General features: G+C 57.7%; 12 protein-coding genes. 3 read left to right on the top strand and 9 right to left on the bottom strand.

Translation table 11 applies throughout. The features are described 5' to 3' along the window. Positions 1–16: 16 nt before the first annotated feature. The 9 genes from I9184_RS05675 to I9184_RS05715 form a co-directional block, all read right to left on the bottom strand. Positions 17–472 carry a cytochrome c-type biogenesis protein gene (locus I9184_RS05675; RefSeq protein ID WP_171632679.1) on the bottom strand — a complete coding sequence of 152 codons (456 nt, stop codon included), beginning with the start codon at positions 470–472 and terminating at the stop codon, positions 17–19. Then, positions 469–2,433, bottom strand: a complete 1,965-nt coding sequence (locus I9184_RS05680) for a heme lyase CcmF/NrfE family subunit (protein ID WP_209833219.1) — start codon at positions 2,431–2,433, stop codon at positions 469–471. The genes I9184_RS05675 and I9184_RS05680 overlap by 4 nt, the downstream gene beginning before the upstream one ends. Before the next feature lie 75 nt (positions 2,434–2,508). Then, a complete protein-coding gene (locus I9184_RS05685; protein WP_209833221.1) occupies positions 2,509–3,087 on the bottom strand; it encodes a holin family protein in 579 nt (192 codons plus the stop codon). Further along, positions 3,078–3,689, bottom strand: a complete 612-nt coding sequence (locus tag I9184_RS05690) for a holin-associated N-acetylmuramidase (RefSeq protein ID WP_209833223.1) — start codon at positions 3,687–3,689, stop codon at positions 3,078–3,080. Before I9184_RS05690 ends, I9184_RS05685 begins: the two co-directional genes overlap by 10 nt. 118 nt (positions 3,690–3,807) lie before the next feature. Then, positions 3,808–4,254 carry a cytochrome c maturation protein CcmE gene (gene ccmE, locus I9184_RS05695; protein ID WP_171116077.1) on the bottom strand — a complete coding sequence of 149 codons (447 nt, stop codon included), beginning with the start codon at positions 4,252–4,254 and terminating at the stop codon, positions 3,808–3,810. Between the two features lie 7 nt (positions 4,255–4,261). Beyond that, on the bottom strand, positions 4,262–5,290 hold the full coding sequence (gene argC, locus I9184_RS05700; protein WP_209833225.1) for an N-acetyl-gamma-glutamyl-phosphate reductase: 1,029 nt from the start codon (positions 5,288–5,290) through the stop codon (positions 4,262–4,264). Between the two features lie 94 nt (positions 5,291–5,384). Continuing rightward, positions 5,385–6,194: an aspartate/glutamate racemase family protein gene (locus tag I9184_RS05705; protein ID WP_209833227.1), complete on the bottom strand. Its 810-nt coding sequence runs from the start codon at positions 6,192–6,194 to the stop codon at positions 5,385–5,387. 8 nt (positions 6,195–6,202) lie between these two features. Beyond that, complete coding sequence (locus I9184_RS05710) at positions 6,203–7,081, bottom strand: lysophospholipid acyltransferase family protein (RefSeq protein WP_171632698.1); 879 nt, start codon at positions 7,079–7,081, stop codon at positions 6,203–6,205. A 78-nt stretch (positions 7,082–7,159) separates the two neighbouring features. Next, positions 7,160–10,579 carry an indolepyruvate ferredoxin oxidoreductase family protein gene (locus I9184_RS05715; RefSeq protein ID WP_209833230.1) on the bottom strand — a complete coding sequence of 1,140 codons (3,420 nt, stop codon included), beginning with the start codon at positions 10,577–10,579 and terminating at the stop codon, positions 7,160–7,162. Positions 10,580–10,748: 169 nt separating this feature from the next. On the opposite strand from I9184_RS05715, the gene I9184_RS05720 reads away from it, so the two are divergent. From I9184_RS05720 to purL, 3 genes are all read left to right on the top strand, one after another. Continuing rightward, positions 10,749–11,657, top strand: a complete 909-nt coding sequence (locus tag I9184_RS05720; protein ID WP_171116088.1) for a LysR family transcriptional regulator — start codon at positions 10,749–10,751, stop codon at positions 11,655–11,657. 269 nt (positions 11,658–11,926) lie between these two features. Beyond that, positions 11,927–14,173, top strand: coding sequence for a mechanosensitive ion channel domain-containing protein (locus I9184_RS05725; protein WP_209833232.1), 2,247 nt, complete (start codon positions 11,927–11,929; stop codon positions 14,171–14,173). Between the two features lie 180 nt (positions 14,174–14,353). Further along, a complete protein-coding gene (gene purL / locus I9184_RS05730) occupies positions 14,354–16,513 on the top strand; it encodes a phosphoribosylformylglycinamidine synthase subunit PurL (protein ID WP_209833235.1) in 2,160 nt (719 codons plus the stop codon). Positions 16,514–16,582 lie beyond the last annotated feature (69 nt).

The following is a 16,582-nucleotide window of genomic DNA, read 5'->3' on the forward strand; positions in this document are numbered from 1 at the left end:
AAAGCAGAACCACGCGTCAGTCTTCAAGAATTTGACGCAGACGTTCTTTTTCGTCCTCACTCAACGCGGCAGAGTCCACTGACGCACGGGCCTTGGCCCGGGTACGGAGAAAGTTCAACCCAACCGCGGCAGCGATCAACAGCATGATTGGCCCGGCCAGCCACAAAAACAGGTTCGAGCCGCTGGCAGTCGGTTTCAGAAGTACGTATTCGCCATACCGATCAACGATAAACGCGATCGCCTGTTCATCCGTATCCCCAGCCACCAGCCGTTCCCGCAACAACACACGCAGATCGCGCGCGAGATCCGCGTTGCTTTCGTCGATGCTCTCATTGCGGCACACAAGGCAACGCAGTCCGGCGCTGAGATCCCGCGCACGCTGTTCCAGAACCGGATCATCCAGAACCTCGTCAGGCTGCACCGCAAAGACAGGGGTTGCGAACATCATCACAATCAGAACAATGCGTTTCATTCCGCAGGTACTCCGCCGACCGGGGTTTTTCTTGCGCCTGCGGCCACGCGGAAGCGCCTGTCACACAGGCTCAGGACACCGCCAAGCGCCATCAGGATACAGCCGCCCCAGATCCAGTTTGCCAGCGGCTTGATATAGGTTCGCATCACCCAGCCACCATCTGCCTGTTGATCGCCGATCACGACGTAAAGGTCCCCGAGGAAACGATAATCGATCGCCGCTTCGGTCGTGGGCATCCGCGCAACGGGGTAGTCCCGTTTTTCCGGGTGCAATGTCCCGATCGGACGGCCATTCTTTTCAACCAGAACATCCGCCGTAGTCGAAAAATAGTTCGGCCCCTCGACCCGACGGACATCTTGCAGCGTCAGCGTGAACTGTCCCACTTCGAAAGGTTGGTTGGGTTGGGCGACACGAATATCCTCGTCCTCCCACGCAGTCAGGCCTGCAATGGCAAAGATGGTAACACCCAGCCCGGTATGAGCAACGGCTTTACCCCAATCCGCCCCAGGCAGACGGAACAAGCGTTTCAGGCTGCCATTGCGCCCCGTGCGGCTCCACAGATCAACGATGGCGCCAAATGTAATCCACGCCCCAAGGAATAGACCCACCGGCCCCAAAGCGCTGCGGCCGGTCTGCATCGCCCAAACCAACAGGGCAATCGCCAAGGCGAGACCAAAGGCATAGCGCAGCGACCAGGCCGTTTTTCCAATCCGCCCGCGTTTCCACGGCAACATGGCCCCGATGGGAAGGATCAATCCCAGCAAAACCATGAATGGGGAGAATGCAGCGTTGAAAAACGGCGCCCCGACCGAGAGTTTGCGATCAAACATCATCTCGGCCACCATCGGCCACATGGTACCGACAAAGACCACGAAACAACTGACCGCCAGCAGGACGTTGTTTACGATTAGCGCGCTTTCGCGGCTGACCATGCCGAAAACACCCTTGGCCTCCATCGCCTGCGCCCGCGCGGCAAACAAAGTCAGCGCCCCGCCGATGAAAACCACCAGAATGAACAGGATGAACACCCCGCGTTCCGGGTCATTGGCAAAGGCGTGAACCGAGGTCAGCAGCCCCGAACGAACGATGAATGTTCCGATCAGCGAAAACCCGAAGGCAATGATTGCCAGCAGGATGGTCCAGCTTTTCAGCGCCTCGCGCTTTTCAACAACAATTGCCGAATGCAGCAGCGCTGCCGCCAGGAGCCACGGCATGAAAGAAGCGTTCTCAACCGGATCCCAGAACCAGAAGCCGCCCCAGCCTAGTTCATAATAGGCCCACCAGGACCCCAAGGCGATGCCGATGGTCAGAAAGACCCAGGCCGCCAGCGTCCATGGGCGAACCCAGCGCCCCCAAGCCGCATCGATACGCCCTTCGATCAGCGCGGCGATGGCAAAACTGAACGCCATGCTCAGCCCCACATAACCGAGATACAGAAATGGCGGGTGGAAGGCCAAACCGGGATCCTGCAGCAACGGGTTCAAATCCCGCCCGTCAAACGGCGCAATTGCCAGCCGGTCAAACGGGTTCGAGGTAAACAGAATGAAAGCAAAAAATGCCACGGCAATGGCAGATTGAACCGCAAGCACACGCGCCTTCAGGCTTGGGGGCAACCCGCCCCCAAAGAACGCCGCCATCGCTCCGAACAGCGTGACAATCAGCACCCAAAGCAGCATCGATCCTTCGTGGTTTCCCCACGTCCCGCTGATCTTGTAGATCATCGGCTTGGCCGAATGACTGTTTTCGACCACGATCCGCAGCGAAAAGTCCGACACGATGAATGCCCAGATCAGCGCACCGAAGGAAAATGCAGTCAGCAGAAACTGGACGATGGCAGCAGGCTCGGCAAAAGCCATCCAGCCGGTCCAGTTTTTTAACGCACCGATCAGAGGCACCACGCTTTGCACGATGGCGACGAAAAAGGCGAGGATGAGGGCGAAGTGGCCAAGCTCTGTAATCATGCCTCGGAATATACTGCGAGGCCGAACCGGGGGCCATTAACTTTCGCACGATCCGGGGGCACATAGTGTCGCGGGTCAAAGCCCCCGAAGCTTGCGCCAATCGGTCAATGCTGGATTCGCATCAGGACGCGAGGCGTTCTGTATCAGGTTGCCATCAGGGCCGGGGTCGGCGACGCCCGGGCTGTCGCTGCGCATGGCCCGTACTGTTTCTATGTTCCCCATGACCGTCGGCAACCGCTGCATGGCTGCGCCTATATCCCGCTGAAAATCCTGCGTTTTGCTCTGATGGCGCGCGCCAAAATAGAAAGACACAATCACGCCCAGCAACCACCAAAGAGGTTCCGGCACCAGCGCAATGCCCTGCATGCGTTCAGCGAACCACAGCGGATCCACCATCGCGGCAACAAACAATCCCAGCGTTCCTAGTGCCAACGCCGGTCGCGGCAACCGATTCACGCCATCCATGACGCGGTCGAACAGGCCTTTTTGAGGAACCACGAACTCTCGGCCGAACTGCGTCATTGCCTGACTTTGCAACTCTGTCGCGCGCTCGGCACGGGACTCGGCGTTTTCCCGGTATATTTCAACCGTCTCACGCACAGCGTTGCGACCGCCCCCAAACAGCAGCGCCAATACCCCCGAGATCAACCCCATGCCGCAACCCTTTCCTTGAATTCACTTTCCGTAAGACGATAGCGTGGCGACAGAAACTCTTCGGCCCGTTTGATCCAGCCTCCTTTGCCACCGGATCGGGTGCGCGCGTATTTTCTGGATGCCGGGCGTTTGTCGGCCAGCCGAAAGTAATAGTTCCGCCGCGCCACACCATACGCATCGCGCAACGCGTTGGGGTCTGGTTGGGCCGCGTCTTCGCACGCCTGTGCCGTTTGCGCGCCGATCACGCCATCTGCCACGACGTCAAACCCCATATCACGCAAAAGCCGTTGCAGGATTATTACTGCTTGCGCACCGGCATTGACGTACATGTCAAAAACAGGGGCATGCAGAACATCTGGCAACAGCACGATGCGTGGCTTTTCAAAGTAGTGCTGAACAAAGATGTCGACCGCCTCGCGCTGAGTAAGCGCCCGGACATCCGCCACGTCAACCAGCCCATCCCCGGTCAGATCCAGTCCAAGCCGGCGCATCGTATGGATGGTGACACCGAATTTGGTTGCCCCGCCCGGATCGTCCGGGTCATTCACGTACCCGCCTTCCCGACGCACAATTTCATTGGCAATCTGCCGAACCGTTTGCATAGCGCCCTCATTTCGTTGAATGGCGCTGACGATCCCGAAAAAGAATTAACAAGCCTGAACGACCGAGGGCGCTGCCCGCATCCCGCGCGCAACGCCCTCAACACAAATGTGGGTCAGGTCAGCTTTCTTCAGCCTCTTTGTACACGCCCTGCTCTTTCAACGCGTCCACGACTTCCTTCGGCATATAGGTTTCGTCATGTTTGGCAAGAATTTCCGTGGCTTCGAACACGCCGTTCACGTAACGTCCGGTGCCGACCATGCCCTGATTTTCCGAAAACAAATCAGGCAGAACCCCGGTGAAAGAAACCTTGACGCTTTCGCCGCCGTCGGTGACGACAAAATGTACGGTTTCGCCCTGCCCGCGGATGATCGAACCTTCTTCGACCAGGCCCCCAATCCGAAAGACCTCGGTCGGCTTGGGTGGTTCGGCAATCACCTGGCTTGGCGAGCGGAAAAAGTTGATCCCGTCGCGCATGGCATAGCCAATCAACGCCGTCGATGCCACCAAGGCAACGACAGCTACCAGAATGACTTGTACTCGGCGACGTTTCTTGAGCGTTTTCATACCGTCCTCACGGGAATAACGGTGCCATCATCAGGCCCCGGGTTTCAATCTCACCTAACATCAGGTTGGCGTTCTGCAAGGCTTGGCCACTGCTACCTTTTGTCAGGTTATCCAGCGCCGCGATCACGATCGCACGCCGTTCGATCCGATCTTCCACAACTCCGATATGACAGAAGTTGGACCCGCGCACATGGTGGGTCGATGGTGTCTCGCCCATCGGCAGCATCTGAATGAAAGGCTCATCCGCATAAGCCTTTGCAAGCGTTTCATAGATGCTCAGCGGGTCACCTTTTACGTAGGTCGTGGCCAGAATGCCCCGGTTTGCAGGGATCAGGTGCGGAGTGAACTGCACATGAACCGCACGACCGGCTAGCTTGGAAAACTCCTGATCGAACTCGCCCAGATGCCTGTGGGTTCCGCCGACGGCATAGGCGTTGGTGCCCTCGCTCAGTTCGGCGTGCAGCAGGTTTTCCTTCAGCGACCGCCCTGCCCCGGAGACAGCACATTTCAAATCCAGCACGATATCGTCCAGATCAATCACCCCGGCAGAAACAAGCGGCCGCAGAACGTATTGACCGGTTGCCGCGTTGCACCCCGTACCCGCCACCAGCCGTGCGCCCCGGATTTCGTCGCGATAGAACTCGGTCAGGCCATAAACGGCCTCTTCCTGCTGCTCGAGCGCGGTATGCGGGTTTCCGTACCACTTTTCATATTCATCCGGGTCAGTCAGCCGGAAGTCAGCAGACAGATCGATGATCTTCAGATCCTTGGGCAGTGCACTGATCACTTCCTGGCTGGTCTTGTGCGGAAGGGCACAAAAACACAGATCGATCCGGGAAAAATCGATCTCGGAAATCTTGCACAAGTCCGGCAGATCCATGTGGCGCAGATGCGGGAAAACCTGCGCCATGGTCATCCCCGCCTTGCGTTCGGCGGCCAGCGCGGCGATTTCCATGTTAGGGTGTTCGGCGATCAGCCGCACTAGTTCCGCACCGGTATAACCCGAAGCGCCCAGAATTGCGATTTTATGGGTCATGTCAGACCTCTTCTCAACGTGTGTCACATGTTACGACCGCCGATGCGACGGTCTTGAAATAATGAAAGCAGAGCGGCCGCGTCCTTGACCGAAGTCAGGCAGCCTCGAATGTGATTTGTCGTCGGAGGAACTGTGTCGCCCGATCGCTCACCACATTGGGTTTCCCCGTCGTCAGGAACCCTCCCGGGCCGCTACCCAGCATGTTGGGGTGGCGATGCAGATAATCCGCAAGGCTTTCCGCAACCAGCGCCCCCTGGCTGTAGACCTGCACGTCAGGTCCCAATGCCGCCTGAAACACGTCAGCCATTAGCGGGTAATGCGTACAGCCCAGAATGGCCGCCTGCGGTTCAGGCATCTTGCGCTTGAGGGCTTCCACATGGCTGCGCACCAGCGCCTCGGCCAGGATCATGTCACCGTCTTCAATGGCATCCACGACTCCACCACATGCCTGCGCCTCGACATCCACGCCAATTGCCCGGAACGCCAGCTCGCGCTGAAAGGCCCGGCTGGATACAGTGGCGGGCGTGGCGAACAAGGCGACATGCTTGACCGCCACTTCGCGTGGTGGGGAATTGTCGCCCCATTGCCGTTCGGTCAGGGCTTCGATCAAGGGAACAAAGACACCAAGCACACGTTTGCCTTCAGGCACGCCCTCTTCCTGCATCCGGCGCAGCGCCGCCGCGCTGGCGGTGTTGCAGGCCAGAATCACCAAGTTGCAGCCGCGATCCCAAAGGTCCTGCACGGCCTTTCGGGTCAGCTGATAGATGTCCTCGGCATCGCGCACACCGTATGGGGCATGCGCGCTGTCCGCGTAATACAGGAAATCAACGTCAGACAGTCGTGTCTGCGCGGCGCTCAGGACGGTAAGACCGCCCAATCCGGAATCAAAGATACCTACTGCCATTAGCCCCTTCAGGCGCGATGCCGTTCCTCAAATTCATAGCCATAGTCATAAGACTTCAGCGGTGTCGGAGACAGCTCATACGTCGCTTTGCGCAGGAAATCCATCATCTTGCGCGTATCCTTGCCCAGCGGATCCAGAATGTCGCGCCCGATAGGCGTGCCAATCACCACTTTGACCGGAGTATCGACACGTTTTTTGAATTCCTTGATCAGCAACCCCATGCGCAGGGTGTTGTGCATATGGCTAGCAATCTGAAACAGACGTGACGTGTGCCCGTCGAAGAACACCGGAACGACAGTGGCGTTGGATTTCGCCACCATTCGGGCCGTGAAACCGCGCCAACCCGGATCCATAGGATGGGCAAACGGATTAACGCCGGTGCTGACCGTACCCCCAGGGAAAATCCCGATCGCGCCGCCATCGCCAAGGTAATTCAATGCAGTCTTCCGCGTATCCAGGTTCAGTTTCACCGCTTCTTTCGTTTCATCAAACGAAACAGGCAAAACGATACGGTTCAGGTCTTCAGCCTTGCGGAAAACGCGATTTGCGAGAATTCGGAAATCACCACGGGTCTGAGACAATATATGCCCCATCATCAGCCCATCCAGAATTCCATATGGATGGTTTGCAATCAGGATAAGCGGACCTTCCTTGGGGATATTCGCCAGCGCGCCACCAACGACATCCAAGGTCAATCCATAGCGATCGACCATGACCGACCAAAAATCCCGACCCTTTGCGACTTCTTTTTCGTATCCGTCCGCCCGTTTGATCAGACGCAACCGTCCCGTGGTGTTCTCCATCAGCCTGATGACCAACCGCCCCCCCTTGGTTTCGGCGGAATGCGCATACGAGATCTCACGAACGACATGACGACGAGAAGACATGAAGGGCTCCGTTTTGCTGCCCGCAAAATAAGTACAAGCAACAGGTTTGACCAGCTATCGTGACACCCTTGTGACGAATTACTCTGCCGCAGCTTGCAATTCAGGCCCACCGCTGCGGATGACGGCCAGCAGCTCTTCTCGCCGTTTCGCAGCCTTGGCCTCATTTTCCCGCAGTACCGGCCCAAATCCGCGGATATCCAGCGGCAAACGAGCCAGGGCAGCAATCGCATCACGGGTGTCCTGCGACACCAAGGGCAGTACCTCGCGCATGTCCTTTTCATACTGTCGGATCAGGGCGCGCTCCATCTTGCGTTCGGATGAATATCCAAAAATGTCCAGTGGTGTGCCGCGCAATGCCTTGAGTTTGGTCAACAGCTTCAATGCAGTCAGGATGGATTCGCTGAACGCGCGCTTTTTCGGCCTGCCATTGCTACCCGATCCGCCGAATATCGGCGGGGCAAGGTGAAAGGTCATCTTGAAGTCACCATCAAACTCGGCCGCCGCTTTTTCCCGACTGGTCAGCAGAAGACGTGCAACCTCGTATTCGTCCTTGTATGACAACAGCTTGTGATACCCTTTCGCCACCGCTTCGCGCACATATGCGTCCTCGACACTGTCCACCAGCTTGCGGTACCGCCTGGCCAGCCGGGCGCTTTGATATTCCGTCAGGTGCTGTGCGCGAAAAGCGATGATTTGGTCCAGTGTCTTGGGCATCTCGGCCACGGTCGGCGCAAGGATGGATTGCACGTCTTCCGGGTGCAGAACCGCCCAACGTCCGATATCAAACGCACGTTTGTTGCGTTCGACCGCCGTGCCGTTCAATTCGATGGCCTCAAAGATCGCCTGATGGCTGACCGGCAACAGCCCGCGCTGCCAGGTCGCGCCAAAGATCATCATGTTGGAATAGATTGAATCCCCCATCACCGCGCGCGCCAGTTCGGTCGCATCAAACAGCGAGACATCTTCTTTCAGCCGCGCTTGCAGGGCCAGTTCCAGCTGATCCGCCGGAATGCGGAACTCGGTATCACGCGTGAAGTCGCCCGTCACCGTTTCATGGCTGTTCACGACGGCCCCCGTACGTCCGGTGCGCGTCAGGCCCAACGTCTTTGCGCCGGCCGAGACCACCAGATCGCCACCGATCAGCGCGTGGGCCTCGCCAGTGGCGACGCGAATCGCGCTGATGTCCTCGGGGCGGTTGGCCAATCTACAGTGGATGTGGACTGCGCCGCCTTTTTGCGCCAGCCCCGCCATTTCCATCATGCCCGCGCCTTTTCCGTCGATCTGCGCCGCCTGCGCAAGGATGGCGCCAATGGTGACGACACCCGTACCGCCGACGCCGGTAATCACGACGTTGTGCGTGCCGGTGATCTTCGGCAGATCTGGTGTTGGCAAATCTGGCAGATCAATTTCGGTCGTCGCCTCTTTGCGAATTTTCGCGCCCTCAAGCGTCACGAATGACGGGCAGAAACCGTTCAAGCACGAGTAATCCTTGTTGCAGCTCGATTGATCAATGGCCCGCTTGCGGCCCAGCTCGGTCTGTTTGGGAACGATCGACACGCAGTTTGACTGTACACCGCAATCGCCGCAGCCTTCGCAGACATCGGTGTTGATGAACACGCGCTTGTCGGGATCGGGGAACGTACCGCGCTTGCGGCGGCGGCGCTTTTCGGCAGCGCAGGTTTGTACGTAAACGATGACCGATACGCCCTCGATCTCGCGAAACTTCTCCTGCACCTGCATGAGATCGGCACGCTCGTATGTCTGAACGCTGGCGGGTAGAGCCTTGAAGTTGACGTCCTCTTTTTCATCGTAAACCACGGCTACCTCTCGGACACCCATTGCCTTGACCTCGGCAACGATCCGTTCGGCGGTCAGGTCGCCTTCATTGTCCTGCCCGCCGGTCATGGCAACCGCGTCGTTGAACAATATCTTGAAGGTGATGTTCGTTCCTGCGGACAATGCAGCCCGGATCGCCTGAACGCCCGAATGGTTGTATGTGCCATCGCCAAGGTTCTGGAACACGTGCTTGGTCGTCGAAAACGGAGCCTCGCCGATCCAGTTGGCGCCTTCCCCTCCCATCTGAGTGAAACCGGTCGTCTCTCGATCCATCCATTGAACCATGTAGTGACAGCCAATACCGGCATAGGCGCGGCTGCCTTCCGGTACCCTTGTCGAGCAGTTATGCGGGCAGCCGGAACAGAAATACGGAAGCCGCGTGGCTATTTCCTGTGCGTTGTCGGCCCGGCGCGCTTCTGACAAAGACGCCAGCCCGGCCCGGATACCATCGGTCTCGCGCCCCTCTTCAATCAGGATCTCGCCCAGCTTTTCAGCGATCATGATCGGGTCAAGCGCACCGCGCGTCGGGAACAGTTCTTCGCGGTGCAGTGTCCCGGCACCGCCTTTGTACCAGCCATAGACCCGGCGTCCGCGCCGGTCGTCAAAGATGGCCTCTTTGACCTGAACCTCGATCAGCTTGCGCTTTTCTTCGACGATCACGATCAGGTCCAGCCCCTCGGCCCAATCGTGGAATCCGACCATATCCAGCGGGAAAGTCTGCCCCACCTTGTATGTGGTAATCCCCAGACGCTCGGCCTCGGCTTCGTTGATATTCAGAAGCGAAAGCGCATGTGTCAGGTCCAGCCAGTTCTTGCCCGCCGCGACAAAACCGATCTTGGCGCCGGGTTTGCCCCACATCCGCCTGTCCAGCTTGTTGGCGTGTGAAAACGTTTCGGCCGCGAACCTTTTGTAATCGATGACACGCGTTTCCTGCAGATGCGGCGTGTCGCCCAACCGGATGTTCAACCCACCTTCCGGCATGTCGAATTCTGGGATGACCATTTGCATCCGGTCCGGACTTCCATCCACGACCGAGGTGACTTCGATCGTGTCCTTCATCGTCTTCAGGCCCACCCAGACCCCCGCAAAACGGCTGAGTGCAAATCCGTAAATTCCATAATCAAGGATTTCCTGAACGCCAGCGGGGCTGACGATCGGCATGTACATGTCGACCAGCGACCATTCCGACTGATGCAGCACCGTCGAGCTTTCGCCGGTATGGTCATCGCCCATCGCCATGAGCACACCGCCATGTTTGGCTGTCCCTGCCATGTTTGCGTGGCGCATGACGTCACCGGACCGGTCAACGCCCGGCCCCTTGCCATACCAAAGCCCGAAGACCCCATCGAATTTGCCGTCGCCGCGCAGGCCCGCCTGCTGGCTGCCCCAAAGCGCGGTGGCCGCCAGGTCTTCGTTCAAACCGAATTGAAACGTGATATCGCTTTCGGCCAGTGGCTTTTGGGCCCGCATCATTTGCTGATCCACTGCCCCTAAAGGCGACCCGCGGTATCCGGTGACCAATCCCGCGGTGTTAAGGCCCGCTTGCCGGTCTCTGGCCTTTTGCATCAGCATCAAGCGCACAAGCGCCTGCGTTCCATTCAGAAGAACCGGGTTTTTCTCAAGATCGAACCGGTCGTTCAGCGTTATCTGTGGCTGGCTCATCAGACGTCTCCCCTCGTCAGATCAGTGTGCTATACTTAGATTTATTTTAGGTCATAATTTCTGACCTGTATAGAATTTATCCACTGATATGTAACGATTTCGTCCATTGAATGTAGAACTTGTCACCTATTTCATATAGGGCTTCTGAAAGATAACGAAAGTTGCGGTAATGGATTGGGACAAGCTTAGAATATTTCATGCGGTGGCCGATGCGGGCAGCCTTACGCACGCCGGAGACAAGCTGAACCTGTCTCAATCCGCCGTAAGCCGACAGATCCGCGCACTGGAAGAGTCTCTGGATGCCACTCTGTTCCACCGTCACGCGCGGGGGCTGATTCTCACCGAACAGGGCGAGTTGTTGTTTGACGCCACATCTGCCATGTCGAAACGGCTGGATGCCGCAGCCGCGCGTATTCGGGACAGCGAGGAAGAAGTCTTCGGTGTTTTGCGTGTCACAACGACCTTCGGCTTTGGTACACTCTGGCTGGCACCGCGCTTGCCGAAACTGTATGAGCAATACCCTGACCTGAACATCGACCTGATGCTTGAAGAACGCGTTCTGGATCTTCCGATGCGCGAAGCGGACGTCGCCATCCGCATGAAAGAGCCAAGCCAGGCCGACCTGGTGCGCAAGCGCCTTATGACCGTTCAGATGATGTTGTATGCAACCCAGGATTATATCGAGAACCACGGCGGCATGTTGCAGTCCCTGGAAGAGATCAAGGACCACCGTCTGATTTGTCAGACCCCTGCGGCGCCGCAGGTTGGCGCCAGTGCCGCCATGGTGCGCCACCTGATGACCTATAATCCCGGCTCTTTGCTGACTGTGAACAACTATTTTGGCGTGCTTCAGGGCGTTTTGCACAATCTGGGCATCGGTGTTCTGCCCGATTACGTCACACAGGATTTTCCGCACCTCGTGCCCATCCTGTCAGACATAGAAACCGCAGATGTTCCGGTTTATCTGGCTTACCCGGAAGAATTACGGCATTCAAAACGCGTTGGAGCGTTTCGCGATTTCGTGCAGGACGAAATCATCGCACAGCGTAAACAACTGAAACAGATGGGAAAACTGTAGCTATGCGTAAATAGCATAACGGACATGAAGTGTTCACAGGGTTAATTGTCTTGAACGTTTACTAACTGACCCCTAAATGAGCACTCGAAGGCGGTGATGCTGAAACGCTCATCATCTTCATACCTCCCTGTTGGACTACGGCCGAGCTTATAGCTCGGCCTTTTTTTTGGCTGGACCCTGCATTAAGTCAGCGAAAGCTCTGGGAAAAATACACGCATAGGCATATGATCCTCAAAAAACGATACAATTTCGTGTTTGAGGGAAAATACATGTTCCACCCACTCCGTCTGGTTTTGGCGCTCGTCTCCGCGTTATTCATGGCAGTGCCACTATATGCACAGGACTCCGGTTCAACTTCTACAGTGACCATCCCGGAAGACCTGACACCCGAGCAGGTCGACGATCTTGTTGCTCGCATGTCCGATGATCAGGTTCGCGCAATTCTGTTGGAACGCCTTGATGCCGTGGCGGAAAAACAAGCCGCCGAAAAAGCAAACGTAGAAGACCCGTTGACCGAGATAAGCGAGATCTGGGCTGAAATGGTCGCGTCCTGGACACATGTCCTGACCACGCTTCCCAACATAGTGACGGCGCAGATTACCGCGTTCAGCAATTTTAGCGATACGTTCGGATCGACCGGTGTCTTTACACTTATAGGGCTTGTCCTCTCTGTGCTTGTTGTCGGGTTCATTGCGGAAAAGCTGTTCATTTTCCTGACCCGACGCTGGCATGAAGCAACCGAAGCCGCGGACGAGGCCGACCTTTGGGGCGCCGTCAGATACCTGTTTCGCCGGTTCTGCCGCGAAATCGCCGGGCTGATCATTTTCTATGTCGTGATCCGCGCGGTGGGCCGCGGTCTTCTGACGACGGAACAGATCACCTATGCTGCACCGTTTGTATTCTATCTCATCTGGGTGCCGCGATTGGGTGCAGCAGCGTCCCGGTTTGTTCTGGCGCCGGAGAAGCCGCAATTTCGGTTGGTCAATATCGACGACCACTGGGCAAAGTACCTGCACCGTAACCTGATCGGTCTGTTGATCCTGATCGGGTTCACGCTGTTCGTCGTTCGGTTCAACGCACTCAATGGCGTCACGGGTGACGATACCCGCATTGGCTTCTGGCTGAACGCGGCAATTCACGTCTATATCGCCGCAATCGCCTGGACCGCGCGTGAAGGTCTGTCGCAGATGATGCTGGGGACAGACCCGGATCACACGAAATTCGATGAAGAAGTTGCACATTATTACCCCTATTTTGCCATCGGCGTTTCGGTGGCAATCTGGCTGCTGGTCGAGTTCCTGGTCGCGCAGCGTGATCCGGCAACATTGAGATTGCTGACCAGCGGCGCGCATTTCACGACGATGTTCTGGTTGTTGATTGCACCTGCGCTGGATACGCTGATCCGCGGTCTTGTGCGGCATTTGCAACCGCCAATGTCGGGCGAAGGCCCTCTTGCCGAACGCGCCTACCGTTCCGCGAAACGCAGCTACATCCGGATTGGTCGCGTTATCGCCGGCTTGGTCGTAGTTTTCATGATTGCACGCGTATGGCATCTTGACCTGCGCAATGTCGCTTCGGCCGGTGTCGGTGCCGAAGTCGGCGGTGCCGTGATCGAATTCCTGCTGATCATCGCCGTTGGCTATATCCTGAACGAGGTCGTCTCGCTCTGGATCAACCGCCGATTGGCCAAGGAACAGACTGCGGCCGAGGCGCTGGACGAAGAAGCTGGCGGTGAAGGCGGCGGTGTCGGCGGCTCTCGTCTGGCGACGGTTCTGCCCCTGATGCGGATCACGGCCCAGATTACGATTGCCGTGATTTTTGGCCTGCTGGCGCTGGGCGCATTGGGCATCAATATCACACCGCTTTTGGCCGGTGCCGGTGTTCTGGGACTGGCGATCGGTTTTGGTGCGCAGAAGCTGGTTGCTGATATCGTGGGCGGGGTTTTCTTCCTGATCGACGATGCCTTCCGCGTCGGAGAATATGTCGATGTCGGCGGCACGATGGGCACTGTCGAGAAAATCTCGGTTCGCTCGATGCAGTTGCGTCACCATCGCGGCCCTGTACACACGATACCCTACGGTGAGATTCAGAAGCTGACAAATTTCAGCCGCGACTGGGTGATCATGAAGCTGAAATTCACCGTGCCGTTCGACACGGATCCCAACAAGGTCAAGAAGATCTTCAAGAAGATCGGTGCTGAGATGATGGAGGACGAGACACACAAGGATGGCTTCCTGCAACCGTTCAAATCGCAAGGTGTGTTCGATTTTGACGATGTCGGCATGATCATCCGAGGCAAGTTCATGGCCAAGCCCGGCAAGCAGTTCACACTGCGCAAGGAGATCTTCAACCGGGTCAAGGCGGCCTTCAAGGAAAACGGCATCGACTTTGCCCGCCGCGAGGTGCGCGTTGCAATTCCGGGGCTGGACGACAATGAAAACCTGACCCCGGAACAGAAGACAGCTGTTGGTGCCGCAGCCGCAGCGCAGCTCAACAAGGATCAGGGATCGGCGTAAGCTTCGCGGTCCACGCCAGCTGCATGCACCCATTTTGGGACGCATTCATCCGGAACCGGCAGTGATGCCGGTTCCGTTTTTCTTTGAAAGACGCAACCTGCGCCGTCTTGACCCTTTCCACACGCGCGCGCTTGCCCTACAAGGCGCGCAATCTCGGCCCACTTGGACACAGGACAGAAGATGCAAGAGCCCGCCATCACACCCGATCTGATTGCCGCACATGGGCTCAAGCCCGAGGAATATGACATGATCCTCGAGATCATCGGGCGTGAACCTACTTTCACCGAGCTCGGCATTTTCTCAGCCATGTGGAACGAGCACTGTTCCTACAAATCTTCGAAGAAATGGCTGCGCACCCTGCCCACCTCTGGGCCCCAGGTGATCTGCGGACCCGGTGAAAACGCAGGCGTGGTAGACATTGGCGACGGTCAGGCCGTGGTCTTCAAGATGGAAAGCCACAACCACCCGTCTTACATCGAACCCTATCAGGGTGCGGCGACCGGCGTGGGGGGCATCCTGCGCGACGTCTTTACCATGGGCGCGCGTCCCATTGCGTCCATGAACGCATTGTCCTTTGGCGAACCCGGCCATCACAAGACCCGTCAACTGGTCAACGGCGTGGTCGAGGGCATCGGTGGCTATGGCAACTGCTTCGGTGTGCCTTGCGTCGGTGGCGAAGTGCGCTTCCACCCCGCATACAATGGCAACTGCCTTGTGAACGCCTTTGCCGCTGGTCTGGCCGACAGCGACAAGATTTTCTACTCGGCCGCGTCGGGCGTGGGTATGCCCGTCGTCTATCTGGGCGCAAAAACCGGTCGTGATGGTGTGGGGGGCGCGACCATGGCATCCGCCGAATTCGACGACACGATCGAAGAAAAACGCCCCACCGTTCAGGTCGGCGACCCCTTCACCGAAAAACGCCTGATGGAGGCGACGCTGGAACTGATGCAGACCGGTGCCGTGATCTCGATCCAGGACATGGGCGCAGCGGGCCTGACCTGCTCGGCCGTTGAAATGGGTGACAAGGGTGGCCTTGGCGTACGTCTTGATCTGGAAAACGTTCCTCAGCGCGAAGAAAACATGACAGCCTATGAAATGATGCTGTCCGAATCTCAGGAGCGTATGCTGATGGTCCTCAAGCCCGAGCTTGAGGCCGAGGCCCGCGCCGTGTTCGAAAAATGGGATCTCGATTTCGCGATCGTTGGCGAAACCATTGCCGAAGACCGCTTTCTGATCATGCATAACGGTGAAGTCAAAGCCGATCTGGTTCTGTCCAAACTGTCTTCTACCGCGCCGGAATACGACCGCCCATGGGAGCCTACGCCACAGGCAGAGGAACTGGCCGAAGTGCCCCAGATCGACCCGATTGACGGGCTGCGCGCCCTGCTCGCTTCGCCCAACTACGCAGGCAAACAGTGGGTCTATGAACAGTACGACACCATGGTGATGGCGGATTCCGTCCGCACGCCGGGTCTGGGTGCGGGCATGGTCCGCGTCCACGGAACCGACAAGGTGCTTGCCTTCACATCCGACGTGACCCCGCGCTATGTGCGCGCAAACCCTTTTGAGGGCGGCAAACAAGCGGTGGCCGAAGCTTATCGCAACCTGACCGCCGTCGGAGCCAAGCCGCTGGCCACAACCGACAACCTGAACTTCGGCAACCCCGAAAAGCCCGAGATCATGGGCCAGTTTGTCGGTGCCATACAGGGCATTGGCGCCGCGGTCGGCGCGTTGGATATGCCGATCGTGTCGGGCAACGTCTCTCTGTACAATGAGACCGACGGACAGGCCATTCTGCCGACCCCCACCATTGGCGCAGTCGGCCTGTTGCAGCACTCGGACGAGGTCATCGGCAACGAGGTGCGCGAAGGCCACGTCGCGCTGGTGATCGGTGAAACCAAGGGGCATCTGGGTCAATCCGCCCTTCTGGCCGAGGTGTTCAACCGCGAAGACGGCGACGCCCCGCATGTCGATCTGGATGCCGAAAAGCGCAACGGTGATTTCATCCGCGCCAACCGCGAGATGATCAAGGCCTGCACCGACCTCAGCGATGGCGGCATCGCTCTGGCTGCCTTCGAACTAGCAGAAGCCGCAGGCGTTGGCGTATGTCTTGACGACGCACCGACTGAATTCCTGTTCGGTGAAGATCAGGCCCGCTATCTTGTTGCGTGCAATTTCGATCAGGCCGAGGCATTGATGATTGCGGCCGGTCAGGCCGGCGTTCCACTGAATGCGGTTGGTCGTTTCACCGGCGAAACGGTAAAGATCGGCAGCTCGGAAGCCTCGCTTGATGAACTTGCCGCGATTTACCGCAACAGCTTTGCCGAGGCTGTCGCCTAACAACGCAACGCGAATGCCAATCGAAACCCGCGCTGTGATCCGGTGCGGGTTTGGTTGTTTTTGCATGTG

The organism is Ruegeria sp. HKCCE3926 (assembly GCF_017872515.1).
Taxonomy (GTDB): Bacteria; Pseudomonadota; Alphaproteobacteria; order Rhodobacterales; family Rhodobacteraceae; genus Ruegeria.